The sequence below is a fragment of the Pararobbsia silviterrae genome (genome assembly GCF_003628125.1).
GTDB lineage: Bacteria > Pseudomonadota > Gammaproteobacteria > Burkholderiales > Burkholderiaceae > Pararobbsia > Pararobbsia silviterrae.
In genome coordinates this window covers 1-15,275 of record NZ_RBZU01000016.1, presented here as the reverse complement: position 1 = coordinate 15,275, position 15,275 = coordinate 1, and the positions used below count along the sequence as shown (strand labels likewise).

At 59.5% G+C, this 15,275-nt stretch carries 30 protein-coding genes; all 30 read right to left on the bottom strand.

The features are described from left to right. Nucleotides 1–34: 34 nt before the first annotated feature. Complete coding sequence (rplQ, locus tag D7S86_RS25490) at nucleotides 35–430, bottom strand: 50S ribosomal protein L17 (RefSeq protein WP_121090744.1); 396 nt, start codon at nucleotides 428–430, stop codon at nucleotides 35–37. A gap of 132 nt (nucleotides 431–562) precedes the next feature. Further along, nucleotides 563–1,540 carry a DNA-directed RNA polymerase subunit alpha gene (locus tag D7S86_RS25485; protein WP_121090743.1) on the bottom strand — a complete coding sequence of 326 codons (978 nt, stop codon included), beginning with the start codon at nucleotides 1,538–1,540 and terminating at the stop codon, nucleotides 563–565. A gap of 197 nt (nucleotides 1,541–1,737) precedes the next feature. After that, nucleotides 1,738–2,361, bottom strand: coding sequence for a 30S ribosomal protein S4 (rpsD, locus tag D7S86_RS25480; protein ID WP_121090742.1), 624 nt, complete (start codon nucleotides 2,359–2,361; stop codon nucleotides 1,738–1,740). A 306-nt stretch (nucleotides 2,362–2,667) separates the two neighbouring features. Next, nucleotides 2,668–3,072: a 30S ribosomal protein S11 gene (rpsK, locus tag D7S86_RS25475; protein ID WP_121090741.1), complete on the bottom strand. Its 405-nt coding sequence runs from the start codon at nucleotides 3,070–3,072 to the stop codon at nucleotides 2,668–2,670. Nucleotides 3,073–3,097: 25 nt separating this feature from the next. Further along, nucleotides 3,098–3,463: a 30S ribosomal protein S13 gene (rpsM, locus tag D7S86_RS25470; protein WP_121090740.1), complete on the bottom strand. Its 366-nt coding sequence runs from the start codon at nucleotides 3,461–3,463 to the stop codon at nucleotides 3,098–3,100. A gap of 39 nt (nucleotides 3,464–3,502) precedes the next feature. Next, nucleotides 3,503–3,619, bottom strand: a complete 117-nt coding sequence (rpmJ, locus tag D7S86_RS25465; protein ID WP_004199844.1) for a 50S ribosomal protein L36 — start codon at nucleotides 3,617–3,619, stop codon at nucleotides 3,503–3,505. Nucleotides 3,620–3,639: 20 nt separating this feature from the next. Beyond that, nucleotides 3,640–3,858, bottom strand: a complete 219-nt coding sequence (infA, locus tag D7S86_RS25460) for a translation initiation factor IF-1 (protein WP_003264140.1) — start codon at nucleotides 3,856–3,858, stop codon at nucleotides 3,640–3,642. Nucleotides 3,859–3,883: 25 nt separating this feature from the next. Further along, the gene (gene secY / locus D7S86_RS25455) at nucleotides 3,884–5,224 is read right to left on the bottom strand and encodes a preprotein translocase subunit SecY (protein ID WP_121090739.1); all 1,341 of its coding nucleotides are present in this window, start codon (nucleotides 5,222–5,224) and stop codon (nucleotides 3,884–3,886) included. Between the two features lie 35 nt (nucleotides 5,225–5,259). Further along, the gene (rplO, locus tag D7S86_RS25450) at nucleotides 5,260–5,694 is read right to left on the bottom strand and encodes a 50S ribosomal protein L15 (protein WP_121090738.1); all 435 of its coding nucleotides are present in this window, start codon (nucleotides 5,692–5,694) and stop codon (nucleotides 5,260–5,262) included. A 17-nt stretch (nucleotides 5,695–5,711) separates the two neighbouring features. Then, the gene (gene rpmD, locus D7S86_RS25445; protein WP_121090737.1) at nucleotides 5,712–5,894 is read right to left on the bottom strand and encodes a 50S ribosomal protein L30; all 183 of its coding nucleotides are present in this window, start codon (nucleotides 5,892–5,894) and stop codon (nucleotides 5,712–5,714) included. Nucleotides 5,895–5,906: 12 nt separating this feature from the next. Beyond that, the gene (rpsE, locus tag D7S86_RS25440) at nucleotides 5,907–6,425 is read right to left on the bottom strand and encodes a 30S ribosomal protein S5 (protein ID WP_121090736.1); all 519 of its coding nucleotides are present in this window, start codon (nucleotides 6,423–6,425) and stop codon (nucleotides 5,907–5,909) included. 10 nt (nucleotides 6,426–6,435) lie between these two features. Then, complete coding sequence (rplR, locus tag D7S86_RS25435; protein WP_121090862.1) at nucleotides 6,436–6,801, bottom strand: 50S ribosomal protein L18; 366 nt, start codon at nucleotides 6,799–6,801, stop codon at nucleotides 6,436–6,438. A gap of 11 nt (nucleotides 6,802–6,812) precedes the next feature. Beyond that, nucleotides 6,813–7,346 carry a 50S ribosomal protein L6 gene (gene rplF / locus D7S86_RS25430; RefSeq protein ID WP_121090735.1) on the bottom strand — a complete coding sequence of 178 codons (534 nt, stop codon included), beginning with the start codon at nucleotides 7,344–7,346 and terminating at the stop codon, nucleotides 6,813–6,815. Between the two features lie 20 nt (nucleotides 7,347–7,366). Beyond that, nucleotides 7,367–7,762 (bottom strand): 30S ribosomal protein S8, encoded by a 396-nt coding sequence (rpsH, locus tag D7S86_RS25425; protein WP_121090734.1) that lies wholly within the window; start codon nucleotides 7,760–7,762, stop codon nucleotides 7,367–7,369. Between the two features lie 14 nt (nucleotides 7,763–7,776). Continuing rightward, nucleotides 7,777–8,082, bottom strand: a complete 306-nt coding sequence (rpsN, locus tag D7S86_RS25420; protein WP_121090733.1) for a 30S ribosomal protein S14 — start codon at nucleotides 8,080–8,082, stop codon at nucleotides 7,777–7,779. Nucleotides 8,083–8,089: 7 nt separating this feature from the next. Next, entirely contained in the window at nucleotides 8,090–8,629 is a 540-nt protein-coding gene (gene rplE, locus D7S86_RS25415; protein ID WP_121090732.1) for a 50S ribosomal protein L5, read from the bottom strand. A gap of 16 nt (nucleotides 8,630–8,645) precedes the next feature. Beyond that, nucleotides 8,646–8,954 (bottom strand): 50S ribosomal protein L24, encoded by a 309-nt coding sequence (gene rplX, locus D7S86_RS25410; RefSeq protein ID WP_121090730.1) that lies wholly within the window; start codon nucleotides 8,952–8,954, stop codon nucleotides 8,646–8,648. Between the two features lie 9 nt (nucleotides 8,955–8,963). Further along, entirely contained in the window at nucleotides 8,964–9,332 is a 369-nt protein-coding gene (gene rplN, locus D7S86_RS25405; protein ID WP_121090728.1) for a 50S ribosomal protein L14, read from the bottom strand. Nucleotides 9,333–9,645: 313 nt separating this feature from the next. After that, the gene (gene rpsQ, locus D7S86_RS25400; protein WP_121090725.1) at nucleotides 9,646–9,918 is read right to left on the bottom strand and encodes a 30S ribosomal protein S17; all 273 of its coding nucleotides are present in this window, start codon (nucleotides 9,916–9,918) and stop codon (nucleotides 9,646–9,648) included. Further along, nucleotides 9,915–10,109, bottom strand: a complete 195-nt coding sequence (rpmC, locus tag D7S86_RS25395) for a 50S ribosomal protein L29 (protein WP_121090723.1) — start codon at nucleotides 10,107–10,109, stop codon at nucleotides 9,915–9,917. Before rpmC ends, rpsQ begins: the two co-directional genes overlap by 4 nt. A 13-nt stretch (nucleotides 10,110–10,122) precedes the next feature. Continuing rightward, nucleotides 10,123–10,539 carry a 50S ribosomal protein L16 gene (gene rplP, locus D7S86_RS25390; protein WP_121090721.1) on the bottom strand — a complete coding sequence of 139 codons (417 nt, stop codon included), beginning with the start codon at nucleotides 10,537–10,539 and terminating at the stop codon, nucleotides 10,123–10,125. A 2-nt stretch (nucleotides 10,540–10,541) separates the two neighbouring features. Continuing rightward, nucleotides 10,542–11,339 carry a 30S ribosomal protein S3 gene (gene rpsC, locus D7S86_RS25385; RefSeq protein ID WP_121090719.1) on the bottom strand — a complete coding sequence of 266 codons (798 nt, stop codon included), beginning with the start codon at nucleotides 11,337–11,339 and terminating at the stop codon, nucleotides 10,542–10,544. An 11-nt stretch (nucleotides 11,340–11,350) separates the two neighbouring features. Next, nucleotides 11,351–11,680, bottom strand: coding sequence for a 50S ribosomal protein L22 (gene rplV, locus D7S86_RS25380; protein ID WP_121090717.1), 330 nt, complete (start codon nucleotides 11,678–11,680; stop codon nucleotides 11,351–11,353). 11 nt (nucleotides 11,681–11,691) lie between these two features. Beyond that, nucleotides 11,692–11,967, bottom strand: a complete 276-nt coding sequence (gene rpsS / locus D7S86_RS25375) for a 30S ribosomal protein S19 (RefSeq protein WP_121090715.1) — start codon at nucleotides 11,965–11,967, stop codon at nucleotides 11,692–11,694. 10 nt (nucleotides 11,968–11,977) lie between these two features. Further along, entirely contained in the window at nucleotides 11,978–12,805 is an 828-nt protein-coding gene (gene rplB / locus D7S86_RS25370) for a 50S ribosomal protein L2 (protein ID WP_121090713.1), read from the bottom strand. Between the two features lie 2 nt (nucleotides 12,806–12,807). Next, a complete protein-coding gene (gene rplW, locus D7S86_RS25365) occupies nucleotides 12,808–13,122 on the bottom strand; it encodes a 50S ribosomal protein L23 (RefSeq protein ID WP_121090711.1) in 315 nt (104 codons plus the stop codon). Next, nucleotides 13,119–13,739: a 50S ribosomal protein L4 gene (gene rplD / locus D7S86_RS25360; RefSeq protein ID WP_121090709.1), complete on the bottom strand. Its 621-nt coding sequence runs from the start codon at nucleotides 13,737–13,739 to the stop codon at nucleotides 13,119–13,121. The genes rplW and rplD overlap by 4 nt, the downstream gene beginning before the upstream one ends. Before the next feature lie 2 nt (nucleotides 13,740–13,741). Continuing rightward, nucleotides 13,742–14,398, bottom strand: a complete 657-nt coding sequence (rplC, locus tag D7S86_RS25355; RefSeq protein ID WP_121090860.1) for a 50S ribosomal protein L3 — start codon at nucleotides 14,396–14,398, stop codon at nucleotides 13,742–13,744. Nucleotides 14,399–14,586: 188 nt separating this feature from the next. Beyond that, on the bottom strand, nucleotides 14,587–14,898 hold the full coding sequence (gene rpsJ, locus D7S86_RS25350) for a 30S ribosomal protein S10 (protein WP_121090707.1): 312 nt from the start codon (nucleotides 14,896–14,898) through the stop codon (nucleotides 14,587–14,589). 223 nt (nucleotides 14,899–15,121) lie between these two features. Continuing rightward, nucleotides 15,122–15,275, bottom strand: a 154-nt coding sequence (locus D7S86_RS25345) for an EF-Tu C-terminal domain-related protein (protein ID WP_476704093.1), incomplete at its 5' end; no start/stop codon positions are given.

The window sequence follows — 15,275 nt, the reverse complement described above, 5'->3', positions numbered from 1 at the left end:
CGGATACAGCATCGAGCGAGTCGATCGCTAACGCTTATTCAGCGTCGACGATGTCTTCGGCTTCAACCGGTTCCGGACGGTCGAGCAGTTCGACGAGCGCCATCGGCGCGTTGTCGCCCTGACGGAAACCGAACTTCAGAATGCGCAGATAGCCGCCGGGGCGCTTTTCGAAGCGCGGGCCCAGCACGTCGAACAGCTTCGTAACCGAGTCACGATCGCGCAGACGGTTGAACGCAAGACGGCGATTCGCGAGCGACGGCTTCTTGCCGAGCGTGATCAGCGGTTCGACGACCTTACGGAGTTCCTTCGCCTTCGGCAGCGTCGTCTTGATGACTTCGTGCTCGATCAGCGAGTTCGACATATTACGGAGCATTGCCAGACGGTGGCTGCTGGTCCGATTCAGCTTACGCAAACCATGACGGTGACGCATGATGATTCCTCTAACTCAAGTTTTCGCGCCAGCTCTTCTATTGCATCGCGAGGATGCACGGGCCGGTGATGCTTCCAAAAAAGCAGAGACCGGCTTTCGCCGGTTTCTGCGGTAACCCACAATTCTACTCTATTACTTGTCGAGACCAGCGGGCGGCCAGTTCTCGAGCTTCATGCCGAGCGTCAGACCACGCGACGCGAGCACTTCCTTGATTTCATTGAGCGACTTGCGACCCAGGTTCGGGGTCTTGAGCAGCTCGTTCTCGGTACGCTGAATCAGGTCGCCGATGTAATAGATGTTTTCGGCCTTCAGGCAGTTTGCCGAACGGACCGTCAGTTCGAGATCGTCGACCGGACGCAGCAGGATCGGGTCGATCTGCGGCGCACGCGACGGTGCTTCGGCTGCGGTTTCGGTGCCTTCGAGCGCCGCGAACACATTGAGCTGGTCGACGAGAATGCGCGCCGATTGACGGATCGCTTCTTCGGGCGAAATCACGCCGTTCGTCTCGATGTTCATGACGAGCTTGTCGAGGTCGGTACGTTGCTCGACCCGAGCCGATTCAACGGCGTAGCTCACGCGGCGAACCGGCGAGAACGATGCGTCGAGCACGATGCGGCCGATGACCTTGACCGAGTCTTCGCCGAAGCGGCGCACATTACCCGGCACATAACCACGGCCCTTTTCGACCTTGATCTGCACGTCGAGCTTGCCGCCCTTCGACAGGTGCGCGACGACGTGATTCGGGTTGATGATCTCGCAGTCGTGCGGGACTTCGATTTCGCCGGCTGTCACGACACCTTCGCCGTCCTTGCGCAGCGTCACCGTCACTTCGTCACGGTTATGCAGCTTGAAGACGATGCCCTTCAGGTTCAGCAGCAGGTTGACGACATCTTCCTGCACGCCATCGATCGTCGAGTACTCATGCACGACGCCTGCGATCGTCACTTCGGTCGGCGCATAGCCGATCATCGACGAGAGGAGGACGCGGCGCAGCGCGTTGCCAAGCGTATGACCGTAGCCGCGTTCGAACGGCTCCATCACGACTTTGGCGTGGTTGTCGCCCAGCGCTTCGACGGCGATGATCTTGGGCTTCAACAGACTGGTTTGCATAGGTTTTCCTTTTCAATACCCTCGGCTCGTTACACCGATAAGGCTGACGGGATGACAACCTGAAATGAACTGCCGAGGGATTCGCTCGCGCGACGAGCCGGCATGCCGCGCCAAAAGCCACACCGAGGTGTGGCCTTGCGGCGTACCGATAGAGACAGACGGATCCTCGCGATGAGGGGCCTCGGCGGTCGATTCGATTAACGCGAATACAATTCGACGATCAGGCTTTCGTTGATGTCGCCCGCGATGTCCGAACGTTCCGGCACGGACTTGAACGTGCCTTCGAACTTCTTCGAGTCGACCGAAACCCAGCTCGGCAGACCGACTTGCTCGGCGAGCGACAGCGCTTCGGCGATACGCACTTGCTTGCGTGCCTTTTCGCGGATCGAAATCACGGAGCCCGGCTTGATCTGCATCGAAGGCACGTTCGCGACGACGCCGTTCACGACGATCGCGGCGTGGCTCACGAGTTGGCGCGCTTCAGCGCGCGTCGAACCGAAACCCATGCGGTAGACGACGTTGTCGAGACGCGATTCGAGCAATTGCAGCAGCGTTTCGCCCGTGTTGCCCTTGCGGCCGGCAGCCTCGGCGAAATAACGGCGGAATTGGCGCTCGAGCACGCCGTAGATACGCTTGACCTTTTGCTTTTCGCGCAATTGGGTGCCGTAGTCCGACGTACGGGCGCCCGACGTGCGGCCGTGCTGACCCGGCTTGCTATCGAGCTTGCACTTGTCGGCGAGCGAGCGGCGTGCGCTCTTCAGGAACAGATCGGTGCCTTCACGGCGGGACAGCTTGGCCTTCGGGCCGGTATAACGTGCCACGTTAATTTCCTTTGTCGTTCGCGCAGACTTGAGACCTGCGCGAGTTCATCCTCGATCGAATGAACAGTGGGCTTATAACGAAGAGGATCTGGCGACAGCGCACGACCTCGCGGAACGCCGTCTCGGCGTTCGCGGAGACGTCAAAACCGTCGTCGACACGACCCTCGTTACTTCATGTCAGGCTCGTCGAGCCGACATTCCAACTACTTCACAGGGTGAGAGCGGATGCCCTGACCCTGTGAAAGTGTGCATCACGTTCGGCCGGTCAATTGACGACCGGCCGAGCGTCACGTCCATGCGAAACGCTTAGATCCGGCGACGCTTCGGCGGACGGCAGCCGTTGTGCGGCACAGGCGTCACGTCCGAGATCGCGGTGATCTTGATGCCGAGGCCGTGCAGTGCACGAACCGCGGATTCGCGGCCCGGGCCCGGGCCCTTGATGCGAACTTCGAGGTTCTTCACGCCGTACTCGAGCGCGACACGGCCAGCCGACTCAGCAGCAACCTGTGCGGCGAACGGAGTCGACTTGCGCGAACCCTTGAAGCCTTGGCCGCCCGACGTCGCCCATGCGAGCGCGTTGCCTTGACGGTCCGTGATCGTGATGATCGTGTTGTTGAACGATGCATGGACGTGCACGACGCCTTCCGCAACGCTCTTCTTCACTTTCTTGCGAACGCGTTGCGCCGCAGAGTTGTTCTGAGCCTTAGCCATTACCTTTTCCTGTAACTATCCGTGCTTACTTCTTCAGCGATTGCGCTGCACGACGCGGACCCTTACGGGTGCGCGCATTCGTGCGCGTACGCTGTCCATGCACCGGCAGACCCTTGCGGTGACGCACGCCACGGTAGCAACCCAGATCCATCAGGCGCTTGATGTTCATCGTCACTTCACGGCGCAGATCGCCTTCAACGACGAACTTGCCGACTTCATCACGCAGCTTTTCGAGATCTGCGTCGTCCAGGTCCTTGACCTTCTTCGAGAACGGGACACCGGCGGCGACGCAAATGCCGCGCGCGCGAGTGCGACCGACACCGAAAATGGCCGTCAGGCCGATCTCGGTATGCTGATGGTTCGGGATGTTAACCCCTGCGATACGAGCCATTGTTGTTCCTCAAACAAAAAGCGCAAAAAAGCGCGGCGCTCAGCCTTGGCGCTGTTTGTGACGCGGATCCGAGCTGCAGATCACGCGCACAACACCCTTTCGCTTGATGATCTTGCAATTGCGGCAGATTCGCTTAACCGATGCCATCACTTTCATGATATTACCCTTTTTCTAACTCACTTCGCCCGGAAGACGATCCGCGCACGCGACAAATCGTAGGGCGTCAACTCTACCGTGACCTTGTCACCGGGCAGAATCCGGATGTAGTGCATCCGCATCTTTCCGGAAATGTGCCCCAGCACGACATGGCCGTTTTCCAGCTTTACTCTGAACGTCGCATTCGGGAGGTTTTCTAGAACCTCCCCCTGCATCTGGATTACATCGTCTTTTGCCATATGTTCGTAAGCTCAATTCCCGCGCTTAGCGCGTCGGGAGGTTGCCGCCCTTGAAATTGGCTTTCCGGAGCAGCGACTCATACTGTTGCGACATCACGTAGGACTGCACCTGCGCCATGAAGTCCATCGTCACCACGACGATAATCAACAACGACGTTCCACCGAAGTAGAAGGGCACATTCCAGCGCAGCACCAGAAACTCCGGCAACAAACATACGAACACGATGTAGATCGCACCCGCCAACGTCAGTCGCGTCAGGATCCTGTCGATGTAGCGTGCCGTTTGGTCGCCCGGACGAATGCCCGGAACAAACGCACCGCTCTTCTTCAGGTTGTCGGCGGTCTCCTTGCTGTTGAACACCAACGCGGTGTAGAAGAAGCAGAAGAAAATAATCGCCAACGAATACAAAATCACGTACACGGGCTGCCCGGGCGCCAGCGTCGCCGCCAGATCGTGCAACCAATGCATACGGCCATTCGGACCGGAGCTGAACCAATTCGCGATCGTTGCCGGGAACAGGATGATCGACGACGCAAAGATCGGCGGAATCACGCCCGACATATTCAGCTTCAACGGCAAGTGCGACGCCTGACCACCGTAGACCTTATTGCCAACCTGACGCTTCGCGTAGTTGACGAGAATCTTCCGCTGGCCTCGCTCGACATACACCACGGCGTACGTGACGCCTGCGATCAACACGACCACGGTAATCGCCGACACCGGACCCATCGCACCCGACTTCACGAGTTCGACAAGCCCACCGAGCGCATTCGGCAACCCGGCGGCAATCCCGCCGAAGATGATGATCGAGATACCGTTACCGAGACCGCGCTCCGTGATCTGCTCACCGAGCCACATCAGGAACATTGTGCCCGTCACGAGCGTCACGACCGCCGTCAACCGGAACAGCACACCCGGCTCGACAACGAGACCCGGCTGGTTTTCAAGCGCAATCGCAATACCGAGCGCCTGGAACGTTGCAAGGCCGACGGTGAAATAACGCGTGTATTGCGTGATTTTCCGTTGCCCCGACTGCCCTTCCTTCTTGAGCGCCTCAAGCTGCGGCGAAACGATCGCCAGCAACTGCATGATGATCGATGCCGAGATATACGGCATGATGCCCAGCGCGAACACGGTGAAGCGCGACAGCGCACCGCCCGAGAACATGTTGAACATCCCGAGGATGCCGCCCGACTGGCTCTGGAACAGCTTGGCCAGTTGATCGGGATCAATCCCCGGCACCGGAATATGCGCACCGATACGATAGACGATCAGTGCCAGCACCAGGAACACCAGGCGCCGGCGCAGATCGCCGTATTTCGCTGCGGACTTGCCGGTCTTCGCGAGAGTCGGGCTGTTAGCCAAATGCTTTCTCCGAGCTATTGCCTGAAGCGATCGCCTTACTCGGCGATCGAGCCGCCCGCTGCTTCAATCGCAGCGCGCGCGCCCTTCGTCGCAACCAAACCCTTGATCGTCACCTTGCGCTTGAGTTCGCCCGAAGCGATCACGCGCGCGCTCGTGACGAGCACACCGAGAACGCCAGCTTGCTTGAGCGCGATCAGATCGATCTCGTCGACAGGCAGCTTTTCGAGGTCCGACAGGCGCACTTCACCGACGAATTCGTGCGTCAGCGACGTGAAGCCACGCTTCGGCAGACGACGTTGCAGCGGCATTTGACCGCCTTCGAAGCCCACCTTGTGGAAGCCGCCCGAACGCGACTTCTGACCCTTGTGACCACGGCCAGCCGTCTTGCCGAGGCCCGAGCCGATACCACGGCCCACGCGACGCTTAGCATGCTTCGCGCCGGCAGCCGGTTTCAGGTTATTGAGTTCCATGTTCTTTCCTCGCCGGCTTAGCCGAGCACCTTCACAAGGTACGAAACCTTGTTGATCATGCCGCGGACCGCGGGCGTATCCTCGAGTTCCGACACCGAGTTCAAACGACGCAGGCCGAGGCCCTTGACCGTTGCACGGTGCGAATCACGGGTGCCGATCAGGCTCTTGACGAGCTGAACTTTGACGGTTTTCTTATCCATAACGATCACCTATCAGCCGAGGATGTCTTCGACCGTCTTGCCGCGCTTCGCTGCGATATCGCCCGGGGTCGATTGCTTGCGCAGACCGTCGAGCGTTGCACGAACGAGGTTGTACGGATTCGTCGAACCGTGGCTCTTCGCGACGACGTTCTGCACGCCCATCACGTCGAACACGGCACGCATCGGACCACCGGCGATGACACCGGTACCGTCCTTCGCCGGAGCGAGCAGGACTTCCGAAGCGCCGTGCTTGCCGAACACTTCATGTTGAAGCGTGCCGTTCTTGAGCGGCACCTTGAACATGTTGCGGCGAGCCTGTTCCATTGCCTTCTGGACAGCGACCGGCACTTCCTTCGCCTTGCCCTTGCCCATGCCGATACGGCCATCACCGTCGCCGACCACCGTCAGTGCGGCGAAACCGAGAATCCGGCCGCCCTTCACCACCTTGGTGACGCGGTTGACCGCGATCATCTTTTCGCGCAGGCCGTCATCGCGTTCGTCAGCCTGAACTTTCGCTTGCATCTTTGCCATGACGAATCCTTTAGAACTTGAGTCCGGCTTCACGCGCTGCGTCGGCGAGAGCCTTCACGCGGCCGTGATAACGGAAACCCGAGCGATCGAAAGCGACGGACTCGACACCGGCTGCCTTCGCCTTTTCAGCGATACGCTTACCGATCAGCGAGGCTGCAGCTGCATTGCCGCCCTTGCCCGTCTTGTCGGCGAGCTGGGCACGCACTTCCGCTTCAAGCGTCGAAGCGCTGGCAATAACCTTCGTGCCGTCTTCCGAGAACACTTGAGCGTAGATATTCGTGTTGGTCCGGTGGACCGACAGGCGGTGCACTTGCAACTCGGCGATCTTGATCCGGGTCTGCAGCGCACGGCGCGCGCGAGATTGCTTCTTATCCATGATCGGCACCCTTACTTCTTCTTGGTTTCCTTGAGGATCACAACCTCGTCGGCGTAACGCACACCCTTGCCCTTATAAGGCTCAGGCGGACGATAGCCGCGCACTTCGGCGGCCGTTTGGCCAACCTTCTGCTTGTCGATCCCTTTGATGATGATTTCCGTCTGCGAAGGCATTTCAGCCTTCACACCTTCGGGCAACGCATGGATGACCGGGTGTGAAAAGCCGAGCGACAGATTCAGGCTGTTGCCTTGAACTTGCGCACGATAACCAACGCCGACCAGCGTGAGCTTGCGCTCGAAGCCAGTCGTGACGCCCTTGACCATGTTTGCGACCAGCGCACGCATCGTCCCCGACATCGCATTCGCTTCACGGCTGTCATCCGCCGGTTCCAGCTTCAGCGTGCCGTTGTCGTTGACGATCTTGACGAGCGCGTTCTGCGCTTGCTTGATCGTGCCCAGCGGGCCCTTGACGGCGATTTCGCTATCCGACAGCGTCACTTCCGCGCCGTTGGGCAGCGCGATCGGGCTTTTACCTACTCGAGACATAGCTTCTTCTCCTTAGGCCGTTAAGCGACGTAGCAGATGACTTCGCCGCCGACACCCGTCGCGCGCGCCTTGCGATCCGTCATCACGCCCCGGGGGGTCGAGACGATCGCGACGCCGAGGCCATTCATGACCTGGGGAATGTCGTTACGGCCCTTGTACACGCGCAGGCCCGGGCGCGAAACACGCTCGAGACGCTCGATAACCGGACGGCCGGCGTAATACTTCAATGCGATTTGCAATTCGGCCTTCGCGCCTTCCGCCTTAACGGCGAAATCTTCGATATAGCCTTCGTCCTTCAGGACTTGCGCGATCGCGACCTTAACCTTCGATGACGGCATCGCGACGCTGACTTTCTCAACCATCTGCGCGTTGCGGATGCGAGTCAGCATGTCGGCGATAGGATCACTCATGCTCATTTACGTATCTCCTATTACCAGCTTGCCTTGGTCAGGCCGGGGATCTCGCCGCGGAACGCGATTTCGCGAATCTTGTTACGCGCCAGGCCGAACTTGCGGAACGTACCGCGCGGACGGCCGGTCAATGCGCAACGGTTGCGCTTGCGAGTCGGGCTAGCGTTGCGCGGCAGTTGTTGAAGCTGGAGCCGTGCGTCGTAACGCTCTTCGTCCGACTTGCTGGAGTCGTCGATGATTGCCTTGAGGGCAGCGCGCTTGGCAGAATATTTCTGCACCAAACGGGCGCGTTTCTTTTCACGTTCGATCAGAGCCAGTTTAGCCACGTTAACCTCAGTTTCTGAACGGGAACTTGAAGCCGGCGAGCAGTGCCTTTGCTTCTTCGTCGGTCTTCGCAGTCGTCGTGATGCTGATGTTCAGCCCACGCAGCGCGTCGATCTTGTCGTAATCAATTTCGGGGAAAATGATCTGCTCTTTCACACCGATGTTGTAGTTACCGCGACCGTCGAATGCGCGACCCGACACACCGCGGAAATCGCGCACACGCGGCAGTGCCACGGTCACGAAGCGGTCGAGGAATTCGAACATCGTTTGGCCACGCAGCGTGACCATTGCGCCGATCGGATAGCCCTGGCGAATCTTGAAGCCCGCGATTGCCTTGCGTGCCTTCGTGATCACCGGCTTCTGACCCGCGATCTTCGTCAGATCGCCAACGGCCAGCTCGATAACCTTCTTGTCAGCCACCGCTTCGCCAAGGCCCATATTCAGGGTGATCTTGGTGATACGCGGCACTTCCATGACCGACTTGTAGCCGAACTTTTCAGTCAGCGCAGGAACGATCTTTTCTTTGTAAATTTCTTGCAAACGTGCCATTTGTCACTCCGCAGCGTTAGGCGCCCAGGGTCGCGCCGGTCGTCTTCAGGAAGCGCACCTTCTTGCCTTCCTCGACCTTGATGCCAACGCGCGACGGCTTGCCGTTCGCATCGACCAGCGACACGTTCGAGATATGCAGCGGCATCGACTTGCTTTCCACGCCACCGGTCGTACCCTTCATCGGGTTCGGCTTGACGTGCTTCTTGACGAGGTTAAGGCCCTCGACCGTCACGCGCTCGCCGTCGACGACCAGCACGTTGCCGCGCTTGCCTTTGTCTTTACCGGCGATCACGACGACTTCATCACCTTTGCGAATCTTGTTCATCGCGACTCCTTACAGCACTTCGGGCGCAAGCGAAACGATCTTCATGAAACGTTCGCTACGCAGTTCACGCGTGACCGGCCCGAAAATACGCGTACCGATCGGCTCAAGCTTCGCATTCAGCAGCACGGCGGCATTGCCGTCGAACTTGATCAGCGAGCCATCCTGGCGGCGCACGCCCTTCGCCGTACGAACGACGACAGCGTTGTAGATTTCGCCCTTCTTCACGCGCCCACGCGGCGCTGCCTCTTTGATCGACACCTTGATGATGTCGCCAATGCTGGCGTAACGACGCTTCGAGCCGCCGAGCACCTTGATGCAAAGGACTTCCTTCGCACCCGTGTTGTCGGCCACTTCAAGCCGAGTTTCGGTCTGGATCATGGTTTGTCTTTCCCAACTTAATCCGGCAAACCACCATGGCTTGACCGGTCAGTCTTGGTCCCGTCAGCCGTGAGGCTGCTTGGGTTGAAACAGCAGCGACGGCAGACGAAACCGCCATCGCAATCAGGTGAATTCGCGACACGAATGACTTCGTTTCGCGCTGCCCCACCACATCGCCCGCGACGGGGCTCCCTCGAAACAAATGAGGGAAGACCGAGATCATAACAGAAGACCTCGGCCGTGCAACTTATTTTTTTTAAAATCAGCGGCTTTGCACCGCTGATCCTGTCCTGCTGGGTACGACTTTCGACGCTCAGATCACGCGAGCGGCTTCAACGAGGCGCGACACGGTCCAGGCCTTCGTCTTCGAAATCGGACGGGTCTCCTGAATTTCAACGAGGTCGCCCTCGTTGTACGTGTTCGCATCGTCGTGTGCGTGGTACTTCTTCGAGCGCACGACGTACTTGCCGTAGATCGGGTGCTTCACGCGGTGCTCGACGAGCACGGTGACGGTCTTGTCCATCTTGTTGCTGACGACCTTACCGACCAGCGTGCGCTTGAGCGAGGTGGTTGCGCTTTCGTTCATTTTTGGCTCGCCTTCTCGGTCAACACGGTCCGGACGCGCGCGATGTCGCGGCGCACCTTCTTCAGTTGGCTCGTATTCGCCAGCTGTTGGGTGGCCAACTGCATGCGCAGACCGAATTGCGCCTTCAGCAGTTCCGACAGCTCTTGATTCAGGGCTGCCTGGTCCTTGGCGCGAAGTTCAGATGCTTTCATGGCTATCTCTCCATCAGGTGCCGAGTTGGCGAACGATGAACGTCGTCTTCAGCGGCAGCTTCGCTGCAGCAAGACGGAACGCTTCACGCGCCAGTTCTTCGGTGACACCGTCCATTTCGTACAGCATTTTGCCCGGTTGGATTTCGGCAACGTAGTACTCGGGATTGCCCTTACCGTTACCCATCCGAACTTCGGCCGGCTTCGTCGAAATCGGCTTGTCCGGGAAAACGCGGATCCAGATGCGGCCGCCACGCTTGATGTGACGGGTCATCGCACGACGCGCTGCTTCGATCTGACGTGCGGTCAGACGGCCACGGCCGAGCGACTTCAGGCCGAATTCGCCGAACGACACGGCATTGCCGCGCGTTGCGACGCCGGTGTTCCGGCCCTTCTGCTCTTTACGATACTTTCTGCGTTTCGGTTGCAGCATGGTTATTCTCCAGACTTCGCGTCGGTGCCAGCGCCACGGCGCGGACCACCACGGCGTTGACCCGGACCGCCACCTTCGCCATCACGGCGCGGACGGCGATCGCCACCCGGACGTGCGTTGCGGCGCGGACGCTTTTCTTCAGCCGCTTCTTCGACGACCGGCGCTTCATTACGGCCCAGGTGGTCGCCCTTATAGACCCACACCTTGACGCCGATGATGCCGTACGTCGTCTTCGCTTCCGAAGTCGCGTAGTCGATGTCAGCGCGCAGCGTATGAAGGGGCACGCGACCTTCGCGATACCACTCCGTACGAGCGATTTCGATACCGTTCAGACGGCCGGCGCTCATGATCTTGATGCCTTGCGCGCCCATACGCATCGCGTTCTGCATCGCACGCTTCATCGCGCGGCGGAACATGATCCGACGTTCGAGCTGTTGCGTGATCGAATCGGCAATCAGTTGAGCATCGGTTTCCGGCTTGCGGATTTCCTCGATGTTCACGTGGACCGGCACACCCATGCGGCGTTGAAGCTCGCTCTTGAGCAGCTCGATGTCCTCGCCCTTCTTGCCGATCACGACGCCCGGACGCGAGCTGAAAATCGTGATGCGTGCATTCTTAGCCGGACGCTCGATGACGACGCGGCCGACCGATGCGTTCTTGAGCTTCTTCTTCAGAAACTCGCGAACGCCGATGTCTTCCTGCAGCATCCCCGCGAACTGGGTGTTGTTCGCGTACCAACGCGACGCCCAGTTACGGCTGACGGCCAGACGGAAGCCAGTCGGATGAATTTTCTGTCCCATCGTATGACCCCTTAATTCCCAACCGTCACAGTGATGTGACAGGATTGCTTCTCGATGCGGTTACCGCGGCCCTTGGCGCGCGCGGTGAAACGCTTGAGCGAAGCCGCCTTGTCGACGTAGATCGTCTTGATCTTGAGTTCGTCGATGTCCGCACCTTCGTTGTGCTCGGCATTCGCAATCGCCGACAGCACGACCTTCTTCACGATGCCTGCCGCCTTCTTCGGCGAGAACGTCAGAACGTTCAGCGCCTTGTCGACGGGCAGTCCGCGGATCTGGTCGGCCACGAGGCGCGTCTTCTGCGCCGAGATGCGAGCACCGCGATGAATTGCTTTCACTTCCATCTCATTGCCCCTTATTTCTTGGCCTTCTTGTCGGCCGCGTGACCCTTGAACGTACGGGTCAGTGCGAACTCGCCAAGCTTATGGCCGACCATGTTTTCCGAGACATACACCGGGACATGCTGACGACCGTTGTGGACGGCGATCGTCAGACCGATGAAGTCCGGCAGAATCGTCGAACGACGCGACCAGGTCTTGATCGGCTTCTTGTCACGCGTCGATGCAGCCGCCTCAACCTTTTTCAGCAAATGGGCGTCGCAGAACGGACCTTTTTTAACAGAACGTGCCATTGCCTACTCCTTAACGCTTGTGACGGCGCTGAACGATCATCGTCGTCGTGCGCTTGTTGCGACGGGTACGATAGCCCTTCGTCGGCGTGCCCCACGGGCTCACCGGATCGCGACCCGCCGCGGTCTTGCCTTCACCACCGCCGTGCGGGTGGTCGACCGGGTTCATCACGACGCCACGGACGGTCGGGCGAATACCGCGCCAGCGGTTCGCACCGGCCTTGCCGATCTGGCGCAGGCTATGCTCTTCATTGCCGACTTCACCGATCGTTGCGCGGCATTCGATGTGCACGCGGCGGATTTCGCCGGAGCGCAGGCGGACCTGAGCGTACGTGCCTTCACGAGCCAGCAACATCGCCGACGTACCAGCCGAGCGCACCATTTGCGCGCCCTTGCCCGGCAGCATTTCGACGCAGTGAATCGTCGTACCGACCGGAATGTTGCGGATCGGCAGGGCGTTACCCGCGCGGATCGGCGCTTCCGAACCGGACACCAGCGTTTGGCCGACGGTCAGACCCTTCGGGGCGATGATGTAACGACGCTCACCGTCTGCGTAGCAGAGCAGCGCGATGTTCGCGCTACGGTTCGGATCGTATTCGATCGTCTCGACCTTGGCCGGAATGCCGTCCTTGTTGCGACGGAAGTCGACTACACGATAGTGATGCTTGTGACCACCACCCTTATGACGGGTCGTGATATGGCCGTTGTTGTTACGGCCCGATTTCTGCTTCTGGCTGTCGAGCAGCGGTGCATACGGCGCACCCTTGTGGAGGTCCGCATGGACCACCTTGATCATGCCGCGACGACCAGGCGAAGTCGGTTTGACTTTAACGAGTGCCATGTTTACTTGGCCTCCGCTTCAAAGTTGATTTCCTGGCCCGGCTTGAGGCTCACGTACGCCTTGCGAACGTCCTTGCGCTTGCCGTTGAAACGGCCGAAACGCTTCGCCTTGCCCTTGATGTTCAGGACTTGCACGGACTCGACTTCGACCTTGAACAACAGCTCGACAGCCGCCTTGACTTCGGGCTTCGTCGCATCAGGAGCGATTTCGAACACGACCTGTTCGTTCTTGTCGGCGACCAGCGTCGCCTTTTCCGAAATCACCGGCGCGCGCAGAACCTGCAGCAGGCGGTGATCGTTTTTGCGAAGTTCGGTCATGACAGCAACTCCTCGATCTGAGCGACCGCAGCCTTCGTGACCAGAATCTTCTTGAAGTAGATCAGCGACAGCGGGTCGGCGAAACGCGGCTCGACAACTGCGACGTGCGGCAGATTGCGCGAAGCCAGGTACAGGTTCTCGTCGACCGTGTCGGTAATCACCAGCACGGACTCGAGGCCCATCGCCTTGAATTTTTCCGCGAGCAGCTTGGTCTTCGGCGCTTCGAGCTTGATGTCCTCGACCACCGACAGACGGCCTTCGCGAGCCAGTTGCGACAGGATCGAGCAGACCCCGGCGCGGAACATCTTCTTGTTGACCTTCTGCGAGAAGTTTTCTTCCGGCGAATTCGGGAAGATGCGACCACCGCCACGCCACAGCGGGCTCGAGCTCATCCCCGCACGCGCGCGGCCGGTGCCCTTCTGGCGCCACGGCTTCTTCGTCGAGTGCTTGACTTGCTCGCGGTCCTTCTGCGCACGGTTACCGCTGCGTGCGTTTGCCTGATAGGCCACGACGATTTGGTGGATCAGCGCTTCGTTGTAGTCACGACCGAACACGACGTCCGATGCGTTAACCGCTGCGCCTTCCTGACCCTGTTCATTCAGGAGCTTGAGTTCCATTATTACGCTCCTTTCGCCACGCGCGCCTTGACAGCCGGCGTCACGGAAACCTTGCCGTCCTTCGCACCCGGAACTGCACCCTTGACGAACAAGAGGCCGCGTTCTGCGTCGATGCGAGCGATCACGAGGTTTTGAACGGTCGTCGTCACGTCACCGAGGTGACCCGTCATGCGCTTACCCGGGAACACACGGCCCGGATCCTGCGCCATACCGATCGAGCCCGGCACGTTGTGCGAGCGCGAGTTACCGTGCGATGCACGGCCCGACGCGAAGTTATAGCGCTTGATCGTACCGGCGTAGCCCTTACCGATCGAGGTGCCGTGCACGTCGACCTTCTGGCCTTCCGAGAACAGATCGACGCCGACGGCTGCGCCGAGCGAGAGCTCAGCAGCCTTGGTGGCGTCAACGCGGAATTCCTTGAGGATTTCACCCGCTTCCGTACCTGCCTTGGCGAGGTGCCCGGCAGCCGGCTTGGTAACGCGCGAAGCGCGGCGCTTGCCGAAGGCAAGCTGGACGGCCGTGTAGCCATCCGTTTCAACAGTCTTGATCTGAGTGACGCGGTTGCCCGACACGTCCAACACGGTAACGGGGATCGAATCACCGTCAGCCGTGAAGATACGGGTCATGCCAACCTTGCGACCTAGGAGTCCAAGGCTCATCGTTTTCTCCATTCCCGACTACGATTGGTCGGGGCTAAAGTCCAAAATGCCTCGCCGAAGCGCGGCCTTTTCATGCTTTTTTCGCCACGGAATGACGAAAAGCCTTGCATTATAGCGAGGCATTTCGTTTTCCGCAAGCAATCAAAGACTTACGATGCCGCAAACCACTTGCGGCACCGCCAAACAACTTACTGCAGCTTGATTTCGACGTCGACGCCTGCGGGCAGATCGAGCTTCATCAGCGCGTCGACCGTCTTGTCGGTCGGATCGACGATGTCCATCAGGCGCTGGTGGGTGCGGATTTCGAGCTGATCGCGCGACGTCTTGTTCACGTGCGGCGAACGCAGGATGTCGAAGCGCTGGAAGCGGGTCGGCAGGGGAACCGGGCCACGCACGATTGCGCCGGTCCGCTTCGCGGTTTCAACAATTTCCGTCGCCGATTGATCGATCAGACGGTAGTCGAACGCCTTGAGGCGAATGCGGATCTTTTGATTTGCCATGATGCTGTCTCAAAGAACAAGGCGAACGCAAAGTACGTCGCCGAATGGGTAAAAGAGCACGGGGCGAGTCAGTTGCCCCTAATGACTTGTCTTGCCTACAACAACTGCGTGTACGGCGATACCACTACTACCCGCAAAAAATAACGGGGAAACGCGGATTGTACCCGTGTTTCCCCGCTCATGTCGCGTTTACTTTTTAACCGCGGTCGCTGCGATCGTGCTGTTAGGCGATGATCTTAGCGACGACGCCGGCGCCGACGGTACGGCCGCCTTCGCGGATCGCGAAGCGCAGACCTTCTTCCATCGCGATCGGGTGGATCAGCTTAACCGTGATCGACACGTTGTCGCCCGGCATCACCATTTCCTTGTCCGCCGGC